The sequence below is a fragment of the Nonomuraea maheshkhaliensis genome (assembly GCF_039529435.1).
Classification (GTDB): domain Bacteria; phylum Actinomycetota; class Actinomycetes; order Streptosporangiales; family Streptosporangiaceae; genus Nonomuraea; species Nonomuraea maheshkhaliensis.
On the sequence record NZ_BAAAMU010000029.1, the window covers coordinates 63219 to 83385 of the forward strand.

18 protein-coding genes and 1 pseudogene are annotated in these 20167 nt (G+C 71.5%); 12 read left to right on the forward strand and 7 right to left on the reverse strand.

Annotated elements, in window-relative coordinates:
• The first annotated feature begins 8 nt into the window (after positions 1 to 8).
• Entirely contained in the window at positions 9 to 233 is a 225-nt protein-coding gene (locus ABFX54_RS21210; RefSeq protein WP_346107264.1) for a hypothetical protein, read from the forward strand.
• On the opposite strand, the gene ABFX54_RS21215 is transcribed toward ABFX54_RS21210, so the two are convergent.
• Complete coding sequence (locus ABFX54_RS21215; protein WP_346107266.1) at positions 220 to 993, reverse strand: response regulator; 774 nt, start codon at positions 991 to 993, stop codon at positions 220 to 222. The two genes, ABFX54_RS21210 and ABFX54_RS21215, sit on opposite strands and share 14 nt — an antisense overlap.
• Complete coding sequence (locus ABFX54_RS21220; RefSeq protein ID WP_346107268.1) at positions 990 to 2399, reverse strand: sensor histidine kinase; 1410 nt, start codon at positions 2397 to 2399, stop codon at positions 990 to 992. Before ABFX54_RS21220 ends, ABFX54_RS21215 begins: the two co-directional genes overlap by 4 nt.
• A gap of 147 nt (positions 2400 to 2546) precedes the next feature.
• On the opposite strand from ABFX54_RS21220, the gene ABFX54_RS21225 reads away from it, so the two are divergent.
• On the forward strand, positions 2547 to 3665 hold the full coding sequence (locus ABFX54_RS21225) for a hypothetical protein (RefSeq protein WP_346107270.1): 1119 nt from the start codon (positions 2547 to 2549) through the stop codon (positions 3663 to 3665).
• On the opposite strand, the gene ABFX54_RS21230 is transcribed toward ABFX54_RS21225, so the two are convergent.
• From ABFX54_RS21230 to ABFX54_RS21245, 4 genes and pseudogenes are all read right to left on the reverse strand, one after another.
• The gene (locus tag ABFX54_RS21230; protein WP_346107272.1) at positions 3649 to 5406 is read right to left on the reverse strand and encodes a hypothetical protein; all 1758 of its coding nucleotides are present in this window, start codon (positions 5404 to 5406) and stop codon (positions 3649 to 3651) included. The genes ABFX54_RS21225 and ABFX54_RS21230 overlap by 17 nt on opposite strands.
• Before the next feature lie 47 nt (positions 5407 to 5453).
• On the reverse strand, positions 5454 to 6101 hold the full coding sequence (locus ABFX54_RS21235; RefSeq protein ID WP_346107274.1) for a class I SAM-dependent methyltransferase: 648 nt from the start codon (positions 6099 to 6101) through the stop codon (positions 5454 to 5456).
• 29 nt (positions 6102 to 6130) lie between these two features.
• Positions 6131 to 6640, reverse strand: a complete 510-nt coding sequence (locus ABFX54_RS21240) for a hypothetical protein (protein WP_346107328.1) — start codon at positions 6638 to 6640, stop codon at positions 6131 to 6133.
• Positions 6641 to 6649: 9 nt separating this feature from the next.
• Positions 6650 to 6952, reverse strand: a pseudogene (locus ABFX54_RS21245) (acyltransferase domain-containing protein); the annotation flags it as partial.
• A 363-nt stretch (positions 6953 to 7315) separates the two neighbouring features.
• Between ABFX54_RS21245 and ABFX54_RS21250 the strand changes: the two are divergent.
• The 3 genes from ABFX54_RS21250 to ABFX54_RS21260 all read left to right on the forward strand — a co-directional run bounded on the left by ABFX54_RS21250 (position 7316) and on the right by ABFX54_RS21260 (position 11940).
• Positions 7316 to 8164 carry a phosphotransferase family protein gene (locus ABFX54_RS21250; protein WP_346107276.1) on the forward strand — a complete coding sequence of 283 codons (849 nt, stop codon included), beginning with the start codon at positions 7316 to 7318 and terminating at the stop codon, positions 8162 to 8164.
• Positions 8165 to 8257: 93 nt separating this feature from the next.
• Positions 8258 to 8776, forward strand: coding sequence for a DUF3592 domain-containing protein (locus ABFX54_RS21255; protein WP_346107278.1), 519 nt, complete (start codon positions 8258 to 8260; stop codon positions 8774 to 8776).
• 149 nt (positions 8777 to 8925) lie between these two features.
• Positions 8926 to 11940, forward strand: coding sequence for a GH92 family glycosyl hydrolase (locus tag ABFX54_RS21260; protein WP_346107280.1), 3015 nt, complete (start codon positions 8926 to 8928; stop codon positions 11938 to 11940).
• Between the two features lie 45 nt (positions 11941 to 11985).
• Here the strand turns inward: ABFX54_RS21260 and ABFX54_RS21265 are convergent, their stop codons facing one another.
• Positions 11986 to 13098, reverse strand: a complete 1113-nt coding sequence (locus tag ABFX54_RS21265; RefSeq protein ID WP_346107282.1) for an ROK family protein — start codon at positions 13096 to 13098, stop codon at positions 11986 to 11988.
• A gap of 89 nt (positions 13099 to 13187) precedes the next feature.
• Here ABFX54_RS21265 and xylA point away from each other — a divergent pair, with 89 nt between their 5' ends.
• From xylA to ABFX54_RS21300, 7 genes are all read left to right on the forward strand, one after another.
• On the forward strand, positions 13188 to 14339 hold the full coding sequence (gene xylA / locus ABFX54_RS21270; protein WP_346107283.1) for a xylose isomerase: 1152 nt from the start codon (positions 13188 to 13190) through the stop codon (positions 14337 to 14339).
• A complete protein-coding gene (locus ABFX54_RS21275) occupies positions 14336 to 15079 on the forward strand; it encodes a sugar phosphate isomerase/epimerase family protein (protein ID WP_346107285.1) in 744 nt (247 codons plus the stop codon). The genes xylA and ABFX54_RS21275 overlap by 4 nt, the downstream gene beginning before the upstream one ends.
• A complete protein-coding gene (locus tag ABFX54_RS21280) occupies positions 15076 to 16179 on the forward strand; it encodes a Gfo/Idh/MocA family protein (RefSeq protein WP_346107287.1) in 1104 nt (367 codons plus the stop codon). Before ABFX54_RS21275 ends, ABFX54_RS21280 begins: the two co-directional genes overlap by 4 nt.
• A gap of 144 nt (positions 16180 to 16323) precedes the next feature.
• Positions 16324 to 17673, forward strand: coding sequence for a S8 family serine peptidase (locus ABFX54_RS21285; protein ID WP_346107289.1), 1350 nt, complete (start codon positions 16324 to 16326; stop codon positions 17671 to 17673).
• A gap of 7 nt (positions 17674 to 17680) precedes the next feature.
• Complete coding sequence (locus ABFX54_RS21290; protein ID WP_428834544.1) at positions 17681 to 17932, forward strand: hypothetical protein; 252 nt, start codon at positions 17681 to 17683, stop codon at positions 17930 to 17932.
• A 40-nt stretch (positions 17933 to 17972) separates the two neighbouring features.
• Entirely contained in the window at positions 17973 to 19592 is a 1620-nt protein-coding gene (gene lysS / locus ABFX54_RS21295) for a lysine--tRNA ligase (protein WP_346107293.1), read from the forward strand.
• Positions 19589 to 20143: an AAA family ATPase gene (locus ABFX54_RS21300; protein WP_346107294.1), complete on the forward strand. Its 555-nt coding sequence runs from the start codon at positions 19589 to 19591 to the stop codon at positions 20141 to 20143. Before lysS ends, ABFX54_RS21300 begins: the two co-directional genes overlap by 4 nt.
• Positions 20144 to 20167 lie beyond the last annotated feature (24 nt).

Below are 20167 nucleotides of genomic sequence, written 5' to 3' on the forward strand. Positions count from 1 at the left end.
CTTCTCGGATGGCCAGGGTTGCCGTGCGGGCATTCGCCGGACATTTCCCCCTCGACATTGTGTTCGGCGAAGAGCTCAAGGAGGTCGTCCAGGACGATTTTCGGGTTCCGGTACCGCGGGGCGTGGGTGGGCCGGTCGTAGCCGGGGACGAGATTCCGGCGGCCCACGTCGTGGCCGACCGCGAGGCCGATCAGCACCGTCGCTTGGCCGGATCCGTGATCATGGGGTTATGATGCCGCTTTCCCATGCCCATGCGGCGATGTCGACGCGGTTGCGGGTGCCGAGCTTGTTCTGGATGCCGGCGATGTGGTTTTTCACGGTGCCGGGTGAGATGAACAGGATGGTGGCGATCTCGGCGTTGGTGTGACCGCGGGCTACCAGCCGGGTGATCTGCAGTTCGCGGTCGGTGAGGCGGGCCGTCCCCGTACGGGCCGGTCGGGGTGGCGGCGTGGTGAGATGGCGCAGGAGCCGTACGGTGACCTGCGGGCTGATCAGGGTGTCGCCGGACATCGCGGCGCGGACGGCTTCGGTCAGCAGGGCCGGGCCCGAGCGTTTGAGCAGGAATCCGCAGGCGCCGTTGCGTAGTGCGGTGTGCACGTACTCGTCGAGGTCGAACGTGGTGACGACCACGACGCGGATGGGGTCGGGGACGTTGGGGCCGGCGAGCAGGCGGGTGACTTCGAGCCCGTCGAGGCCGGGCATGCGGATGTCGGCGAGCACGACGTCCGGGCGTAGGTGACGGGCCTGCTCCACGGCGGCGGTGCCGGTGGCGGCCTCGGCGATGACGGTCATGTCGGGTTGGCTGTCGAGGATGATGCGGAAGGCGTGGCGGATGTTCTCCTGGTCGTCCGCGAGAAGGATGCGGGTCGGGCCCTTGGTCACACCCTTGGTCGGGTTGTTCGTCGGGTTGCTGGTCGTCCGTTGATCCGTGGGGTGATCGGGCTCGCCGCTGGTTATGCGCTGACCAGGGAGGTCATCGGGCTCGGTGGTCATGTGCCGGCTCGGGTGGGGCGCAGGTTCGCTGGTGCGGGGGCCAGGGGCAGCGTGGTGGTGACGCGCCAGCCGCTGCCCGGGGTGTGGGGGCCGGCGGTCAGGGTGCCGCCGAGCGCTTCGACGCGTTCGGTCAGACCGGCCAGGCCGAGGCCGCCACGCCCGCCGCCGCCGACCAGGTCGGCCCCGGTCATGTCCGCGCTGGTCATGTCCGCGCCGGTCATGTCCGCGTAGCCGGCCGCGGTCGAGTCGGATGTGGCCGCGCCGGGTGTGGCCGCGTGGGGTGGCGTGCCGGTGCGGGCGTTGTCGGTGACGGTGACTTCAAGGGCGGGCCGGGCGTCGTCTCGGATGCGGCGGACGCTCACCTCTACCCGGCTCGCCGCCCGCGCGTGGCGGCGCACGTTCGTCAACGATTCGACGACGACTCGGTACGCCGTCGCGGCCACGTCCCGGGGCACCCGATCGGCCGTCCCCTGCTCATGGAGAGCCTCGTCAAGGTCGAGGTGGACCGTGGCGGTGCCCGAGGACGTGAACCTCTCGGCCAGTTCCGCGAGGTCGGCGAGGCTCGGCACCGCCTGCCCAACCGCGTCGCCCAGGCCAGAGCCGGAGTCGGCATCGGCGTCAGCATCGGTGTCCGGATCGAGTCCGAGATCGGGGTCGGAGTCCGAGTCGGGGTCGTGCAGCATCCGTACGGTTCTGTCCATCGACCCCAGCGCGTGCAAGGCGGCCTGCTCGATCCGCCCGAACGTCGCCACCGCCTCCTCCGGATCGTTCCTGGCGACGATCTGACCGGCCTGAGCCTGGGCGAGCATCTCGCTGACGTCGTGAGCGACGAAGTCGTGCAGGTCACGGGCAAGCTGGAGACGCTGCTCCTGCCGGGCCACCCGTACCGAACGCGCCCGGAGATCGTCCAGCGACCGTAGGTAGAGCCCGACCGTGGCCGCGAGCACCGCGAACAACGCCCACACGGCGAAACCCGCCAGCGCCGCCGGATCCGACGTCCCTGCACCAACCCGTACCAACAGGTCCGGCACGGCAACCCCGGCCAGCCCCGCGGAGACGATCGCCGGGCGGACGGGCGCGACCCGTACCGTCAGCAGGACCAGGATCAGCAGCCCGGCGGACTCGACGAACAACCACCCGCTCGCAGCAGGCCGGCCCACCGCACCGAACCACACGACGCCGGCGGTCGCGGCCAGGGACACGACGCCTGCCGCACCCGTGATGAGCGCGATCCGGCGGCGATCGGACAGCACCCTGATGACGGCGGCGGTCGTCAACGCCACCGGCACGGTGGCCGGCGCGCCGAACGCGGGCGCGGCCGCGAGCCCGGTCAGGGTCACGACGACGATCGCGACCAGGCCGGCCCGCGCACGCCACCGCACGGTCGGGCTGCTTCCTGGGGGCATGTTTCGAGCTTAGCCAGGCGGGCTCGGCACGCCGCCAGTGCCGAACGGCACATCTTGCGCGCGGGTCCACGCCCAGGATGTGCCGTTCGGCACCTCGGCCCGTGACCTCGGGCTCCTCGATGCTGGGCCGAGGAGGTGGTGGACGTGATGAGGCGATGGTTTCGCTGGTCGGCGTACTGGCCGGTGTGGTCGGGGTATGCCGCGGCAGGAGGTTCGGCACTCTACGGAGCGCTGGGGGTGTTCTGGGCGATGGGCGGCGGTGGTTTCCCGTTCGCGCCCGTCGAGGACGACCGCGCGTCGGGGTCGATCCTTGAGGGCAGCCAGGCCGGGGCCGTCGCGCCGGTCATGGCCGTGGTCGGGCTGATCGGTGCGGTCGCGGCGCTGGCGATGACTCGGCGGTGGGGACGAAACGGGGTGCGCAGGGCGCTGCTCGGCTTCGGGTGGGGCCTGGCCGGGCTGCTTGTCCTGATAATTCCGGACTTCTCGTTGCTTGCGGTGATCGCCTTCTCACCCCTGCTGCTGGTGTTCGCCTTCACCGGCGTTCCCGGACCACAGGAGGGCATCGGGGACATCCTGTACTGGCACCGGACGAACCTGATCATCCTCTTCGTCATCGGCGTCCTGTGGGCCCTGACCACCCTCGCCTACCAGCGGCGCACCAGGCAGGTCTGCGCGCACTGCGGCCGGGGCGAGGCGACCATCGCGCGCTGGACCACTCCTGAGGCGGCGCGCCGCTGGGGCCGGTGGGCCGTGTACGTGGCCTGCGCCGCGCCGGTCCCGTACGAGATCACCAGGATCGCCTGGTACGCCGGCATCCCGCTCGGCATCACCGACGACTTCCTCCGCATGATGCGCGAGACACCCGGCATGCTGGAGGTGGGTCTCGGCTGCGCGCTCGCCTCGATCGGCGGCGCCGTCCTGACCCAGGGGCTGATCCGGCCTTGGGGCGAGATCTATCCACGCTGGATCTGGTTCAGGGCGGGCCGACGGGTGCCGCCCGCGCTCGCCGTCGTCCCGGCGACCCTCGTGGCGCTCGCCGCGATCCCCGCCGGCTTCATGAACCTCCGCATGAGCTTCGACGCCGGCCTGGGCGAATCGTGGGGCCTCAACGCTCCCGGGATGCTGTGGATCTTCTGGGGCGCGGGCCTCGGCCTCGCCGCGTACGCCTACGCCCTGCGCCGCCGGGGAAGCTGCCGCCACTGCCGGACACCAGCAAGGGTTCGACATGAAGAAGGCCAGGTGCGGCCGTTCACGACTTCAGCTTGAGCTTCTTCCTCGACGCGCCCGGGAACACGACGACCAGATGCTCCTCCTCCGCGTCATTCGCCCGGATGTAGACGCGGAGCCGGTAACGGCCCTTGCCCTTGATCGCCAGGTTCGGCATCGGAGCGCCCGCGCCCACCTCTCCCCCGTCCATCTCCGGCACGCTGAGCCGGCCGCTGCGGCTGATGAGCGGCACCTCGCTGACCTGATCCCATCCCGCCGTCCGCGGCGGCGGCGCGGCGCGGAACGCCTTCACCGTGAGGCAGACGTCGGAGACGTCCGCGACGTGCCCGACGAGCGCCGCGGTGCCGGCCACCCCGATCCCGGTGCTGTCGTCGTAGCTCCTGTCCGTCGCCTCCTCCGCCGCCTGTTCGAGCTCAGGGTCGTAGACCAGATAGCCGGGGTCGCCGTCCACGAACAGGAAGTAGTTTGCCGTGGCCTGGACGACGCCCTTCGTCCGCGGCCACGGGTCGCGGCACCTCGCGTTCGCCTCGGCGATGTAATCGGCGTGGTCCACCTGCGTCTCCGCGGTCGAGCGCAGCAGGTCGGGGCGGGTCGCGCCGACGGTCTCCGGGCAGACGTAGACGAGGTCCCACGCGTCCACGCCCCAGGTGGACCGCACGCTCCCGGCGCGGGCCAGGATCTCCTGCTGCTCGTCGCGGTCCTCCGTCCGGCACAACACCCGCCCGTACGCGAGGATCGCCTGGTCCGACATGGTGTCCGGGAACATGGGCGCAACCCCGCCCTCCGTGCTGCGCGCCCGGCAGAGGAACACGGCGTCGCGTTCCTCCGGTTCCAGGTCGCCGAAGGCCGGCCGGTGGTAACAGTCGCTCGACCCGCCGCTGTACGTGAGGTGCGCGGTCCGCTCCGGCTGGATCAGCACGGTGAGCGGCAGTACGGTCACCGCCGCCACGAGAACGCGGTTCAGCCGCCGCCGCGCGGGCGAGGGGCCGGCCGCCGGGCGGCTCTCGGCGGCCAGTTCACGGGCGGTCGCCGCGTACCACACGGTGGTGACGAGCGCGATCGTGTTCCAGACGACCGTCGTCGCCGCCGTGCCGTCGGGGAAGATCTCGTCCACGAGCCAGTCGAACGGGAAAATGAGCGCGTACAAGCCCATCGACGACCACCCCAGGACCAGCGTGCCGCGGCTCCACCGGCCGTCGCGCCATTGCCCGACGACCGTGAGGACGGTCGCCACCACCGGGCTCACCACGAGGAGGGCGCTCGGACCGAACTCCGGCAGGTCCAGCCGGTCGAGGACGCCGTTGGCCGTCAGTGCCAGATCGACCGCGAACACCACTCCGGCCGCCGCACGCAACCCGGAAGACCGCCAGCGGATGACGAGCAGGTAGAGCACGTAGACAGCGGCCCACAGGACGAGGGAGAACACCGCGTCCACCACGTCGGGCAGCAGCCCGATCGGCATCCACAGCACGAGGGCGTTGGCCACCATCAGGTACAGCAGCGCGCGCAGCGCCTTCGCCCGGCGGTCCAGCGTTCCCTGCCTGGGGGTGCGCAGGATCAGCCACAGGAGCGCGGCCTTCACCGCGGCGGCCACGATCAGTGTCACCGTCGTCGGGGTGTCGAGTCCCGCGTCGGTGTAGAGCCACACACCGCTCGGCGGCGACCATTCGACGGCCAGCCAGAGCCATTCGTCACCGAGAAGGAGCCCCGCGACCGCCGCCGCGAGAGCGAGACCTACCGCTCCATACCTGATGATCCGCCATAAACCAGCCGAAGACATGGAACGCGATCCTAGTGCGACGCCGCCGCGGGGCTGCGGGAGACGAGTCAGCCGGTGGCCGGCCTGCGCATCAGCAGGTTGCCGCGGCGGAAACGTTCGTCCTCCAGCGGCTCGCGCAACATCCGCCCCACCTCGACGAACTCCTCCTTACGCGCCATTTCGGCCAGCTCGTCGATCGGCCACCGGTAGGCCGTCGTGACCTTGTGGTCGAACTCCTCCACCGGCCCGCCCTCGGACTCGAAGAACCCGAGCAGCAGGTGACCGCCGGGGGCCAGCACGCGGCGGAACTCGGCGAAGTACGACGGCAGCTCCGGCGGCGGGACGTGGATGGCGGAGTACCAGGAAAGCAGGCCGCCCAGCTCGCCGTCCGCCACGTCGATGGCGGCCATCGAGCCGAGCTCGAAACGCAGGCCGGGATAGTCCTTGCGGGCGATGTCGAGCAGCGCGGGAGACACGTCGATGCCGAAGGCGTCCAGGCCGAGGTCCCGTAGGTGCGCCGTCATGTACCCGGGCCCGCAGCCGGCCTCGACGACGGGACGGGGTCCTCCTGCCCGGACGAGCTCGGCGAACGCGGAGACGATCGCGCGGTCCATGGGGAGTCGGTCGAGCGAGTCCCGGACGAGGTCGGCGTAGAGCTGGGCGACGGCGTCGTACGCGTCCGCGGTCGTGGTCAGGTAGGAGGAGGATTCGGCCATGGCGGACGACTGTAGCCCATCGATCGGCGTCAGCGAGCCGTCCGGTACGGGATCCAGCCGGTGCGTGCCAGCCAGTTGCGTCCGGAGCGGAGGTGGGCCACGTACGCCCGCTGCGGGGATGTCTCCTGGGGCAGATCCGCGAGCCGGCTTTCGGTGACCGGCTCTTGCCGGCTCGGCCTACTGAAGAGGTACTCCAGCAGGTCGCCGTCCGCGAGATCCGCAGCGCCTGACGTCGGCGGCTTCAAGGTGAAGCGGCGCAGGAATCGCACGATGTTCGACCGCTCGGGGAGATATTCGGTGAGTCGCGGGTCGAGCAACCAGGAATGGCAGGTGAAGTGGGAAACGGGCTCGTCGGGGAAATGGCGCTCGAAGAACGCCCGCGCCAGGTCGAACGATTCGTCGCACGAATCCGGGGACAGCGGCGTGCCGGACGGTATGTGCAGGTGCAGGACGGATCCGGTCGTGCCGTCCGGGCGTTCGCCGCAGCCGCGGTCGTACTCCAGACGGCCGAGCTTGTATTCGGTGCCCCGGAATTTCAGCGGCGGGCACCACTGGTCGAATCGGCCGACCCCACCGACGCCGTGCACGGATCGGTGCTCGGCCATCATGGGCCCGAGCGTGGACAGCGTCTCCCAGGACGTTAGGCGGTCGGTGCCGCGCTCGGCGTGATAGCGCAGCGTGCGCGGCAGAACGGCGAGATAAAGCCAGACGTAAAGATGCAGGGCCACCGGGCCGGCGTCGGCGGGGAAAGCCGGTAAAGCGCGATATCCGTCGGCCGGAAGCGCCGCGCCCAGGTGCGAGGTCAGGTCCCGGTGGTACCGCTCCAGGCTCCGCCACAGCTCCGGGTGCTCCTGGGGGCCGGCTGACGCGGTGGGCGCCCGCTGCGCCGGCTGCCGGGCCTCGCCGCCAGCGTCTCGTCCCGATCCCGGGACGAGACGCCCAGGCGCTCCAGAAGCCGCGCCGCTTCCGCATCTGAGGGAAGATCGAGCATGTGCGCCACACTACGACGCCTCCCCGCTCGCGAGGCGACGCCAGGCGAGCGACGTGTGCGGGATCCATGCGAGCATGACATCCTGCTTCCGGCCCGCGTGCCGGCCCCGGCCGTGACACCCTAACGATCCGGTGCCGGCCTCGGCCGCGACGTCGAAACCGCCCGGAAGCCCCCGACCTGGATGCCTCGACCTGGATGCCTCGACCTGGATGTACGTGAGGACATGACCGCTGATCCCGCCCCCGGCGAACTGCTGGAGATCGCCGCCACGCTCCTGCCCGGACATTCCCTGGCGAATGCTCGTGTCGGCGGCGGCAACCTGCATCACGTCGTGCTCGTTCCCGGCACCGCGGCCGTACGGGTGAGCAGGCGGCCGTCGTCGGCGCGGGAGATGTCCCGCCGCGTGGAGGTCCTGCGGGAGGTCGCCAGGGCCGGGCTGCCGTTCGCGGTGCCGGAGCCGCTCACGCCGGTGACCTGGTTCGGCGAGCGGGCGGCGGTCGCCGTGTCGTGGATCGAGGGCGCGGAGTTGCCCGAGGGGCAGGGCGATCCGGGCGAGATCGGGACGTTGCTGCGCGCGGTGCGGGAGGCCCCCGTCACTCCGCGGTTGCGTGGGCTGCTGCACGCACCGAGGGCGGCGGGATGGGCTGAGGGGCTGCTCGACGAGGTGGTGCCGCTGTTGCCCGAGCGGTGGCGGGACGAGTGCCGCCGGGGGCTCGAAGCGGCGCGGGATCTGGAGCCCGCACCGGATGTGCTGGTTCATGGCGATCTGGGTGGCGCCAACGTGCACTGGAGCTCCGACGGCCGCCTGATCGGGGTTTTGGACTGGGATCAGGCCCACCTGTTCGACCCGGCGATCGACGCCGCCCTGATGGCCTGGCACGGCTGGGACAACGTCAAGGCGGCCGTGGACCCCGAGACCTACCGGCGGGCCCGGATCTATGACGCTTCGATCGGTGTCGGGCATCTCGTCGGGGTGCTCGACGGCCGCCCGCTGACGAACGTCGACGTGTACGCGCGCAGCATCGTCGCCTGGCTGGAGCGGCAGGCCGTATCCGCTGATCAACACGTATGACGGGCGGAAAAGTCGGCGTGTGAAGCAAACCTCTGTGGCCCCATGAGCCTCTAAAAGAACAGGACGACTCAAGGGGGGTCCGCGGTGCAAGGCGTGTTCGAGTACTTTCCGCTCCTGTTCGTGGCATTCGGCATCGTGGTCATCGGGGTGTCGGTCAAAGGGCTGATCGGCTTCCAGCGGTTCGCGCAGCGGGCGCTGCGGGTGCCGGGCGTCGTGAGTGACGTACGGACCACGTTCTCCGGGCGGGGTGAGGGCCTGAAGGCCACGCACCGGCCGGTCCTGACCTTCACCACCGTGGACGGGCGGGAGATCACCACCGAGGCGTCCACCGCCTCCGACCTGGGCGTCGGCAACGCGACCGAGGTCCTCTACGACCCGCAGGACCCGACCAGCGCCATGCCCGCCGACACGGCCGCCGGTTACGGCGGGATCGTCGCCGGGGTCATCGCGCTCGGCATCGGCCTGGCCTTCTTCTCGGCCTTCTCCGGCGTCACGGACGTCACGACGGGCAGCGGCAGCAGCGGCGGCGGCCCGGCGCAGTGCGAGATCCGCCAGGCCGACGGCTCCTTCCGGCCCGCCGCATGCCCACCCGGCCTCGACCTGGACAACTGACCCAGCCCGGCCCGGCGGGATCCCGCGACGCCGCACGACAACGGTGGCGCGAAGTGAGTGGTGCGAGACCGGGGCGTGCGGGGTGAAGATTTTTCCCTGCTTACTGGGGCGTTCATCGTCCGGTTGATGTGGAGCAGTGTGATCACGAGGTGTTCTCTCCCCGCTCGTGGCTCGCCACCGCGATGGCCGGCGCGCTTCTCGCCGCCGGTCTCGCCGTGCCCGCAGCCGCCGCTCCCACCCTCCACCAGGCCGATGGCACCGCGAAGGTCAAAGATCCCGTACGCCACGTCGATCCGCTGATCGGCTCGGCGGGTGGCGGCAACACCTACCCGGGTGCCGTCATGCCGTTCGGGATGATCTCGTGGAGTCCCACCAACACGGCCGGCGACCAGACCAACGCCGCCGGCGCCAACGGTTACGCCTACAACACGCCACGGGTGCGCGGGTTCGCGCTGACCCATGTCAACGGCGCCGGCTGCCATCCAGGTGCGGCCGGGGACGTGCCGATCATGCCGTTCGCGGGCGAGGTCACCTCGTCGCCGACGTCGGACACCAAGGACGCGGTCTACGCCAGCGGCTTCGGCCACGACCGTGAGAGCGCGAGCCCCGGCCGCTACACCGTCAAGCTGGACTCCGGCGTCAAGACCGACCTGGCGGTGACCACCCGCGCGGGCGTGGGCGAGTTCACCTTTCCGAAGGGGGCACCGGCCAGCCTGCTGTTCCGGGTGTCGAACTCGCTGAACGGCAGCGAGGACGCCGAGATCACCATCGACCCGGCCCGGCGTACGGTCACCGGCTCCGTCCTGACGGGCGCGTTCTGCGGCCGGCGCGCCAACGGCGGCGTGAACAACCGCAAGAGCTACTACCGCCTGCACTTCGCCGCCACGTTCGACCGCGCCTTCTCCGGCACGGGCACGTGGGTGAACGGCGAGCTGAAGCCCGGGGCGACCACGGCGAGCGGCGGCGAGGGGTACGCGACCGGCGCCGACCGCGCGGGCAGGGGCTCCGGCGGGTACGTCAGCTTCGACACCGCCTCCGACGCCGACGTACGCATGAAGGTCGGCATCTCCTACACCAGCCTCGACGCGGCCAGGCGGAACCTGGCGGAGGAGGTGTCGCGGCACGACGACGTCGCCTCGGTGGCGGCCAGGGCCACCCGCACCTGGAACGACCGGCTGCGCTCGGTCGAGGTGGCGGGCGGTTCGGCGGACCTGCTGACCACGTTCTACACCGCGATGTACCACTCCTACCTGCAGCCGAACGTCTCCAGCGACGTGGCGGGCACCTACCTCGGCAGCGACGGGAAGGTGCACCGGCCGGCGCGCGGCCAGCGGGCGCAGTACGGCAACTTCTCCGGCTGGGACCAATACCGCGCCCACACCCAGCTCCTGGCCCTGCTCGAACCGGACATCGCCGGCGACTACGCCCAGTCCCTGTTCAACCTGGCCCGGCAGAACGGCGGTGTCTGGGACCGGTGGGTGCACGTCAACGGCCCCACCCACGTCATGACCGGCGACCCGTCCGCGCCCGCACTGGCCGGTTTCCACGCGCTCGGCGTGCGCAACTTCGACGTGAAGGGGGCCTTCGACTCCCTCTACCGGCAGGCGACCGTCCCGCACGAGTCCGGTCTGTCCGACAAGGGGTGCCCTGGGCAGTGCGAGGGCCAGCGGCCGAACCTGGCCGAGTACCTGCGCCTGCACTACGCCCCGCAGGACACCTGCCACTGCTGGGGCGGCGCGGCGGAGACGCTGGAGGACGCGACGGCCGACTTCGCGCTCGCCGACTGGGCCGGGCGCATCGGGCGCGGCGACGAGCGGGCCGCGCTGCTGCCGCGGGCGAGCTGGTGGCGTAACACCTTCAACCCGCAGGCTGGCGTGGAGGGCGGCTACCAGCAGGCGCGCAGGTCGGACGGCGGCTGGCAGTGGCCGTTCTCGCCCACCTCCGACGCAGGCTTCGCGCAGGGCACGAGCGCGACCTACACGTGGATGGTGCAGCACGACGTGTCGGGCCTGGCCGCGGCGATGGGCGGCAAGGAGCGGGCGGCCGAGCGGCTGGACGCGTTCTTCCACCGCGCCGACGGCTCGTGGGCGATCGGCGGCGACGGCTTCCGCTACGACCCCACGAACGAGCCGGGCATCCACGTCCCGTGGCTCTACAACGCGCTCGGCCGGCCGTGGCAGACGCAGGAGACGGTACGGGCGATGGCCGCGCTGGTCTACAAGACGGGCCCCAGCGGCCTGCCAGGCAACGACGACCTCGGCACCATGTCCGCCTGGTACGTCTTCGCCGCGCTCGGCATGTATCCCCAGGTGCCCAGCCGGGCGGAGATGCTGCTGTCCAGCCCCATGTTCCCGAAGGCGTGGATCAACCGGGGCAACGGGCGCACGATCACGGTGAGCGCGCCGCAAGCGTCCGCGGACGCGATCTACGTCCAGGACGTGAAGGTGAACGGACGGACATACACGCGCTCATGGCTGCCGGAGTCGCTGCTCAACCGGGGCGGCGAGATGGTCGTCAACCTGGGCACGACCCCGGAGACGTCGTGGGCCACGGCCGCGGCCGACCTGCCGGTCGATCACGTACCTGCCGCGCGGGACGCGATCCCGAACCTGCCGGGGCCGTGCGAGCCGGTCGGCGCGGCCTGCGCCCAGCGGCTCCAGTACGACGTGGACGGCGTCGCCACCGCCGACGCCAAGGCGCAGGGCAACCTGGACGGCAAGGGCTGGAGCTTCCCCGCCGAGCAGTTGCCGGCCCCCGGCGCGCACGACGGGTTCGTGATCCCCGACACCAAGGGCACGGCGGGCAACTTCCACAGCCTGCGCGGCCAGCGCACCTACCTGTCCAAGGGCCGCTACCAGGCGCTCGACCTGCTGGTCACGGCCGTGAACGGTGACCAGCAGACCGAGCTGACGATCACGTACGCGGACGGCACGACCTCCACGGCCCCGCTGAAGGTGACGGACTGGGCCGCCACGTCGGCCCGCTTCGGGGAGACGGCGGCGCTCACGGCCGGCACGCGCCACAACGTCGACGGCACGGCCGACGGCCGGAAGGTGTCGATCTGGCGGGTCTCCGTGCCGGCGGATCCGGCCCGCGAGGCGGTCTCGTTCACCAGCCCCGCGACGCCCAACCTGAAGGTCTTCGCCCTCAGCACCAAGTCCTGACAAATCCGGCCTCACCCAGCCGGCACCAGGCCCTGACAGAAGCGCTCACAGCCCGAGCAGCTGGGCCGGGTCGGCGATGACGCTCTGGATGACCGACCCGGCCGCCCCCAGCACGGCGGCGTCCGGGCCGGTCCTGGAGACGACGAGGGCGGGCGGCGTGCCGCGCATCTGCGCCAGCCTGGCGCCCAGCCCATCGGAGACCGGCCCCTCCAGCCAGCGGTAGAGCGGCGCGTAGATCCCGCCGAGCACGATCCGGCCGGGGTCCAGCAGGTGCACGGCCGAGGTGAGCGCCACGCCGAGCGCGTGCCCGGCCCGCTCGCAGGTCCGCGCGGCCCCGGGGTCGCCCGACTCCAGCCGCGTGACCAGCTCGCCGACCGAGCCGAGCTCGCCCAGCAGGGTGTCCTGGCCGGCGTACACCTCCAGGCAGCCCCGCCCCCCGCACCGGCACGCGGGCCCGTCCGGTACGACGACCACGTGCCCGAGCTCGCCCGCCAGCCCGAACGTGCCCCTGAACACGGCCCCGTCCACCACCAGACCGGCGCCGATGCCGATCTCGCCCGACACGTAGAGGAAGTCGCTCTCGCGTGAGCCGAACCACAGCTCGCCGAGCGCCGCCAGGTTGGCCTCGTTGTCGATCGTGACGGGCAGCTCCACCAGGCCGTCCACGCGCACGTCGCGCCAGCCCAGGTGGGGCGCGCTGCGCAGCATCCCGCCCTCGACCGTGCCGGGCACGGCGAGCGCGGCGCCGATCACCCGCAGCCCGGCCGCCTCGGCCTCGGCCGTGATCTCCTTGGCCAGGACGCGCAGCCCCTCCAGGATCGCGGCGGGGTCGGAGTTGCGGTTGTCGGCGGGCCGGGTCCGGCGCAGCCGTACGGTACGGGTGAGGTCGACGACGCACGCGGCCAGGTAGTCGATGTTGATCTCCAGCCCCAGCGCGGCCACGCGGTGCCCGCTGAGGCTCACCGCCATGCCCGGCCGGCCCCGCTCGCCCTTCTGCACCGCGCCGCTCTCGCTCACCGCCCCTGCCTCGATGAGGTCGGCGACCAGGCTGGACACGGTCGTCTTGGTCAGCCCGGTCCGCTCAGCCAGCTCGGCACGGGTGTGCGGTCCTGATCGGTGAATGGTCGCGAGGACTACGGCCAGGTTACGGGCGCGCATGGAATCATGCCGGACCCCTCTTGACGACACCCCGGTCACCTCCTCAGGATTATGTACAGATTATGGACTAAACAAGGAGCCGCACAACAATGTCCACCTTCACACCCACCCCTGATGACCGCTTCACCTTCGGCCTATGGACGGTCGGCTGGCAGGCGCGCGACCCGTTCGGCGACGCCTCCCGCCCGGCGCTCGACCCGGTCGAGAGCGTGCACCGCCTGGCCGAGCTGGGCGCGTACGGCGTCACCTTCCACGACGACGACCTGCTCGCCGTCGAGCCCGACCGCGACAAGGCCATCGCCGCCTTCAGAAAGGCCCTCGACGAGACCGGCATGAAGGTCCCGATGGCCACCACGAACCTGTTCACCCACCCCGTCTTCAAGGACGGCGCCTTCACCAGCAACGACCGCGACGTCCGCCGGTACGCGCTGCGCAAGGTCATGCGCAACCTCGACCTGGCCGCCTCGCTGGGCGCGCGCACGTACGTCTGCTGGGGCGGGCGCGAGGGCGCGGAGTCGGACGCGGCCAAGGACGTCAAGGCCGCCTTCGACCGCTACAAGGAGGGCCTGGACCTCCTCTGCCAGTACGTGATCGACAAGGGCTACGACATCCGCTTCGCCCTGGAGCCCAAGCCGAACGAGCCCCGCGGCGACATCCTGCTGCCCACGATCGGCCACGCACTGGCGCTGATCAACGACCTGGAGCACCCTGAGATGGTGGGCCTCAACCCCGAGGTCGGCCACGAGCAGATGGCCGGGCTCAACTTCGTGCACGGCATCGCCCAGGCGCTGTGGCACGGCAAGCTGTTCCACATCGACCTCAACGGCCAGCACGGCCCGAAGTACGACCAGGACCTCGTCTTCGGCCACGGCGACCTGAAGAGCGCCTTCTTCCTGGTCGACCTGCTGGAGAACGGCGGCTACGACGGCCCCCGTCACTTCGACTACAAGCCCCTGCGCACCGAGGACGCCGACGACGTGTGGGTCTCGGCGGCGGCGAACATGCGCACGTATCTGATCCTGAAGGAGAAGGCGCGCGCCTTCCGCGCCGACCCCGAGGTCCAGCAGGCCATCAGCGCCTCGCGGGTGGACGAGCTGGGCCAGTCCACGCTCGCCGCCGGCGAGACCTGGCAGGACCTGGCCGAGGACGACTTCGACCCCGAGGCGGCCGCCGCCCGCGGCTTCCACTTCACCCACCTCAACCAGCTCGCGCTTGAGCACCTCATGGGGGTACGCGGATGACTCGACCGATCAGTGTCCAGCTCTACACCGTCAGGGAACCGCTGGCCGCCGACCGCGATGCCGTGCTGAGGCGGATCGCGGAGATCGGATACCGGGCCGTCGAGCCCTACGACCCCACGAATGACCCGAAGGGCTTCCGCCAGGTCGCCGACGACCTGGGGCTCACCGTGTCGGGCACGCACGCGTCCGCGCTGCTCAACCGGGAGCCGGCGGAGGTCTTCGAGGCGGTCGCCACGCTCGGGACCGACCAGGTGATCGTCCCGGCCGGCATCGCGGCCGAGCAGTTCACCACCCGCGACGGCCTGCAGCGGACCGCCGACCTGCTCAACGGCCTGGCCGAGCAGGCGGTGGGCGCCGGGATGCGGATCGGCTACCACAATCACTGGTGGGAGCTCGAACCGCTGGTGGAGGGCCGGCACGCCATCGAGGTGCTGGCCGACCTGCTGGCGCCCGAGGTGTTCCTGGAGATCGACACCTACTGGGCGGCGGTGGGCGGCGCCGACGTGCCCGCCCTGCTCGGCCGGCTGGCGGGCCGGGTGGACGCGCTGCACGTCAAGGACGGCCCCGTCGTCAAGGGCGAGCCGCACACCGCGGTGGGCGCGGGCGTCATGCCCGTGCCCGAGATCCTCGCCGCCGCGCCGGACGCCTGGCGCGTCGTCGAGCTCGACGAGTGCGCGACCGACGTCTTCACCGCGCTCGCGGACAGCCACGCCTACCTCACCTCCTTGGAGCGCTCTTGAGCAACGGCCCGGTCGGCGTCGCACTGGTCGGCGCCGGAGTCATCAGCGGCCAGTACCTCCGCAACCTCAACTCCTTCCCCGACGTGCGCGTGGTCGCCGTCGCGGACCTCGACACCGACCGGGCCGCCACCGTGGCCAGGGAGCACGACGTGCCGGTGTCGGGCACCCTCGGCGCGGTGCTCTCGCTGGCCGAGGTCGAGATCGTGGTCAACCTCACCGTCCCCTCGGCGCACGCGGCCGTCGCGCTGGAGAGCCTGCGCTCCGGCAAGCACGTGTACGGCGAGAAGCCGCTGGCCATGAACATGGACGAGGCGGCCAAGGTGATGGCCGAGGCCGCCGACCGTGGCCTTCGGGTGGGCGGCGCCCCCGACACCTTCCTCGGCGCCGGGCTGCAGTCGGCCCTGCACGCCCTGCGCTCCGGCCTCATCGGCACGCCGGTGGCGGTCACGGCCGCCACGCAGAGCATGGGGCCTGAGTCCTGGCATCCGAACCCCGAGTTCTTCTACCAGCCGGGCGCCGGGCCGCTGTTCGACCTGGGCCCGTACTACCTGACCGCCCTGGTGTCGCTGCTCGGCCCCGTCGCGCGGGTGGCGGCCGGCACGCGCAGGGCCCGCGACCAGCGGAGCGTCGGATCGGGGCCCAAGGCGGGCACGATCTTCCCCGTCGACGTGCCCACCCACGTCAACGCCCTGCTGGACTTCCCCGGCACGGCGACGGCGGCGGCCACGTTCAGCTTCGACTCGGCCGTCAACCGCCGCATGATCGAGATCATCGGCAGCGAGGGCGCCCTGTCGCTGCCCGACCCCAACACGTTCGAGGGCCCGCTGCTGGCCCGCGGGCTGACCGACAGCGACTGGCGGGAGCTGCCGGTGACCGGGACCACGGCCGGGCGCGGCATCGGGGTGCTCGACATGGCCAGGTCGATCAGGGCCGGCACACCCCACCGCGCCTCGGGCGAGCTGGCCCACCACGTGCTGGAGCTCATGTCGGCCATCACGGAGTCGGGCGAGCGGTCGGAGTTTCGCGCGATCTCCTCCTCCACGACCGCGCCGGAGCCGCTGCCGGCCGATTGGGACCCGCACGCGGCCACGCTGACCTGACGCTCTCGCCGGCTGGGCGGCGGGGACCTCCTCCGCCCAGCCGACGGAAACTCACATACCCGTTTCACATAGGAATCCCCACGGGACGACCGGGCATCACTACATTGCGTAATCGCTCGGTAACTGCAATCCCTAGGGGAATCCATGCGCGTACTGATCCAGCTCCGCCCGGCTCCCGACGTCGTCGCGTCCGTGATCGATCCAGGCGTCCGCAGTTCGGTGGCCGACGTCGTCACCGAGCTGCCGGGCGTCCTGCTCGACGAGGCGTACACACCGGTGCCGGTGCCGCGGCCGGTCCCCGCCCACGGCGCGCCGCTGTCGCTGCACCAGCGGGTGGGGTTCTCGCACGCGCCTGAAGACGCCTCCGTCCTCGTGCGCGGCGAGATCCCCGACGACGAGCTGTCCACGCGGTCCGTGCTGCTGTCCTCCTCCGTACGCGAGGTCGCGGGCGTCTTCGCCGACCCCGCCATCCAGCCGCATCCGGCCTGCGGCGGCGACGGGCCCGTGGGCGACTGGGAAGAGGTCAGGCGGCTGCTGCACGCGTCCGAGCTGTGGGCGGCCGGCCATGACGGCGAGGGCGTGTGCGTCGCGGTCGTCGACACCGGCGTCAACGCCGACCACGTCGGCGCGCGCATCGGCCACGACGTGACCTTGGACGCCGACCGGAGCTGGAGCCCGCCGGGAGTGCGCAAGACCCCGGGCCGCCACCCGGTCTCCCACGGCTCCATGTGCGCCTTCGACGTGCTGCTCGCCGCGCCCAAGGCGACCCTGCTCGACATCCCGGTCCTGCTCAGCAGGCAGCCCGGGTCGGGGGTGGACGGCCTGCTGTCCGACGCCGTGGCCGCTTATGCACATCTCGGCTCCGTCATCAGGGCCATGCCCGCCGAGTCCAGGTCTATGGTCGTCAGCAACAGCTGGGGGCTGTTCTCGCCCGGCATGGACTTCCCGCCCGGCCATCCTGGCAACTACTCCGACAACCCGGCGCACCCGTTCAACGTGATCGTCGGCAGCCTGGAGGGCGAGGGGGCCGACATCCTGTTCTCGGCGGGCAACTGCGGCGGCGACTGCCCCGACCAGCGCTGCGGCTACCCCGACCGGACGATCGTGGGCGCCAACTCCCACCCGCGCGTGCTGTCGGTGGGCGGCGTCGACACGCGGGGCGAGCGGGTCGGCTACTCCTCGCAGGGTCCTGGGCGGCTGTCGGACCGCAAGCCCGATCTGTGCGCGTACACGCACTTCGCCGGCTCGCAGGCCGTCGGGGACGCCGACACCGGCACCTCCGCCTCCTGCCCCGTCGCCGCCGGGGTGGTCGCGGCCGTGCGCACGCGCAGGTCCGCCGCCGAGCTGTCGCCCTCGCAGCTGCGCACGCTGCTGCACCGCACGGCCGACGACCGCAGCACGGTCGGCTTCGACCACGACTACGGGTACGGCGTCATCGACCCGCTCGCCGTCCTGGCCGCCCTCGGCCGGCAGAACCGGACCCGCGCCGCCTGACATGGCCATGATCCAGGTGCGACTGCCACAGGAAGCCACACTCGCCGACGCGCTGCGCCTGCTCGGCCTGTCCGAGGAGGACGCCGACGCGGACTACGGGCTGGTGGCGGTCGCCCCCGGGCTCCAGGTGCTGCGCGTCACCGAGGAGGCCGCCGGACGGGTGAGCCGCGACCTCGCGGACGACGTCGCCTCTGTCTTCGCCGATCCGCGCGTCGAGCCGCAGGAGCCGGGGGAGCCTGGGGAGCCGAGGGATGCCTGACGCGTTGGCTTGTGCTCGGCGGAACCGCAAGAATGGCGCGATGGACAGTGCCGAGACCGACTGGGTCTCCAGGTTCGCCGACGACGTGATCGCCGAGGCCGAACGCCGCGCCCCGGGCCGGCCGATCGTCTGCGCCTCCGGGCTGAGCCCGTCCGGCCCGATCCACCTGGGCAACCTGCGCGAGGTCATGACGCCTCACCTGGTCGCCGACGAGATCAGGCGGCGCGGACGCGAGTGCGTCCACCTGCTGTCGTGGGACGACTACGACCGCTTCCGGCGCGTGCCGGCGGGCATCGACCCGTCGTGGGCCGAGCACATCGGCAAGCCGCTGACCTCGGTGCCCGCGCCTCCCGGCAGCCCGCACGCCAACTGGGCCGAGCACTTCAAGTCGCCGATGATCGAGGCGCTGGCCGGGCTGGGCGTCGAGGTCCACGGCATCAGCCAGACCCAGCAGTACACCTCCGGCGCCTACCGGGAGCAGATCCTGACCGCGGTGCGGGAGCGGGCCAGGATCGACGCCGTGCTGTCGCGTTACCGCACCAAGCAAGCGTCCGGGCAGGCTTCCGAGCCGGAGGACTACTTCCCGTACAAGCCCTACTGCGACCTGTGCGAGCGTGACCTGACCACGGTCACCGCCTACGACGACGAGACGACCGAGCTGGCCTACACCTGCGAGTGCGGCTTCGGCGAGACCGTGCGCCTGGCCGAGCACGACCGCGGCAAGCTGGTGTGGAAGGTCGACTGGCCGATGCGCTGGGCCCACGAGGGCGTGATCTTCGAGCCGTCCGGGGTCGATCACCACTCGCCGGGCTCGGCGTGGATCGTCGGCGGGCAGATCGTCGGCGAGGTGTTCGGCGGGCAGCAGCCGATCGGCCCCATGTACGCGTTCGTCGGCATCACCGGCATGGCCAAGATGAGCAGCTCGAAGGGCGACGTGCCGACCCCGTCCGACGCGCTGGCCATCATGGAGGCGCCGGTGCTGCGCTGGCTGTACGCCCGCCGCAAGCCCGCCCAGTCCTTCAAGATCGCCTTCGACCAGGAGATCCAGCGGCTCTACGACGAGTGGGACGCCCTCGGCCGCAAGGTCGCCGCCGGGCAGGCGCAGCCCGCCGAGCTGGCCGCCTACAACCGGGCGGTGCACGCCGCGGCCGGCCCGCTGCCCGCCACCCCGCACCCGGTCGCCTACCGCACGCTCGCCTCCGTGGCCGACATCACGACCGGCCACGCCGAGCAGACGCTGCGCATCCTGAGCGATCTCGACGGGGTCGAATCACTCGACGCGGCCCGGCCCCGGCTCGACCGCGCCCAGCGCTGGGTGGACGACCACGTGCCCGCCGACCAGCGCACGCGCGTCCGCGAAACGCCCGACCAGGAGCTGCTCGACTCGCTCGGGGCCGGCGAGCGCGAGGGGTTGCGGCTGCTCGCCGACGGCCTCGACGACTGGACGCTGGAGGGGCTGACGGCGCTGGTGTACGGCGTGCCCAAGCTCCAGGCCGGGCTGCCCGCCGACGCCAAGGCCACCCCTGAGCTGAAGACGGCCCAGCGCGCCTTCTTCGCCCTGCTCTACCGGCTCCTCGTCGGCCGCGACACGGGCCCCCGGCTGCCCACGCTGCTCATGGCGGTCGGCGCCGGCCGGGTCCGCAAGCTGGTGGGCGCGTGAACGGTGTCGTCCTGATCACGGGGGTCTCGGCGGCCGGCAAGTCCACGGTGGCGCAGGCGCTGGCCGAACGGCTGCCGCGCTCGGCCCACGTGCGCGGCGACACGTTCCGCCGGATGGTGGTCAACGGGCGCGCCGAGATGACGCCGGACTCAGCGGACTCGGCCGAGTCGGTGCTCCAGCTTCAGCTCCGCTACCGAATTGCCGCCACTGTGGCGGACATGTATTTCGATGCCGGATTCACACCAATAGTTCAAGACGTAATTATTGGAGCGGATTTGGAACGGTTTACGAAGTTGGTCCATTCGCGGCCGCTGCATGTGGTCGTCCTCGTTCCCGACCCCGCCGCCGTGGAGCTCCGCGAGGAGGCCCGCGCCAAGACCGGCTACGGCAACGGATGGACGATCGCCCAGCTAGACGCGGTGCTGCGGGAGGAAACCCCGCGCATTGGACTATGGCTGGACACCTCCCGGCAAAAGGTCGAGGAGACCGTTGCGGAGATCCTCTCCAGGATGGAAGAAGCGAAAATCCCTCCCGATTCCCGGTTAACGTGATCTATGCAAGGCGCTTTCAAGCGG

Bases quoted from the DNA above. Each gene is read 5' to 3' on its own strand.
- ABFX54_RS21290 (WP_428834544.1), top strand. From the start codon at position 17,681: ATGATCCAGGTGCGACTGCCACAGGAAGCCACACTCGCCGACGCGCTG.
- lysS (WP_346107293.1), top strand. From the start codon at position 17,973: ATGGACAGTGCCGAGACCGACTGGGTCTCCAGGTTCGCCGACGACGTG.
- ABFX54_RS21215 (WP_346107266.1), bottom strand. From the start codon at position 993: ATGACCACCGAGCCCGATGACCTCCCTGGTCAGCGCATAACCAGCGGC.
- ABFX54_RS21265 (WP_346107282.1), bottom strand. From the start codon at position 13,098: ATGCGCGCCCGTAACCTGGCCGTAGTCCTCGCGACCATTCACCGATCA.
- ABFX54_RS21220 (WP_346107268.1), bottom strand. From the start codon at position 2,399: ATGCCCCCAGGAAGCAGCCCGACCGTGCGGTGGCGTGCGCGGGCCGGC.
- ABFX54_RS21250 (WP_346107276.1), top strand. From the start codon at position 7,316: ATGACCGCTGATCCCGCCCCCGGCGAACTGCTGGAGATCGCCGCCACG.
- ABFX54_RS21210 (WP_346107264.1), top strand. From the start codon at position 9: ATGGCCAGGGTTGCCGTGCGGGCATTCGCCGGACATTTCCCCCTCGAC.
- xylA (WP_346107283.1), top strand. From the start codon at position 13,188: ATGTCCACCTTCACACCCACCCCTGATGACCGCTTCACCTTCGGCCTA.
- ABFX54_RS21225 (WP_346107270.1), top strand. From the start codon at position 2,547: ATGAGGCGATGGTTTCGCTGGTCGGCGTACTGGCCGGTGTGGTCGGGG.
- ABFX54_RS21275 (WP_346107285.1), top strand. From the start codon at position 14,336: ATGACTCGACCGATCAGTGTCCAGCTCTACACCGTCAGGGAACCGCTG.
- ABFX54_RS21235 (WP_346107274.1), bottom strand. From the start codon at position 6,101: ATGGCCGAATCCTCCTCCTACCTGACCACGACCGCGGACGCGTACGAC.
- ABFX54_RS21285 (WP_346107289.1), top strand. From the start codon at position 16,324: ATGCGCGTACTGATCCAGCTCCGCCCGGCTCCCGACGTCGTCGCGTCC.
- ABFX54_RS21230 (WP_346107272.1), bottom strand. From the start codon at position 5,406: ATGTCTTCGGCTGGTTTATGGCGGATCATCAGGTATGGAGCGGTAGGT.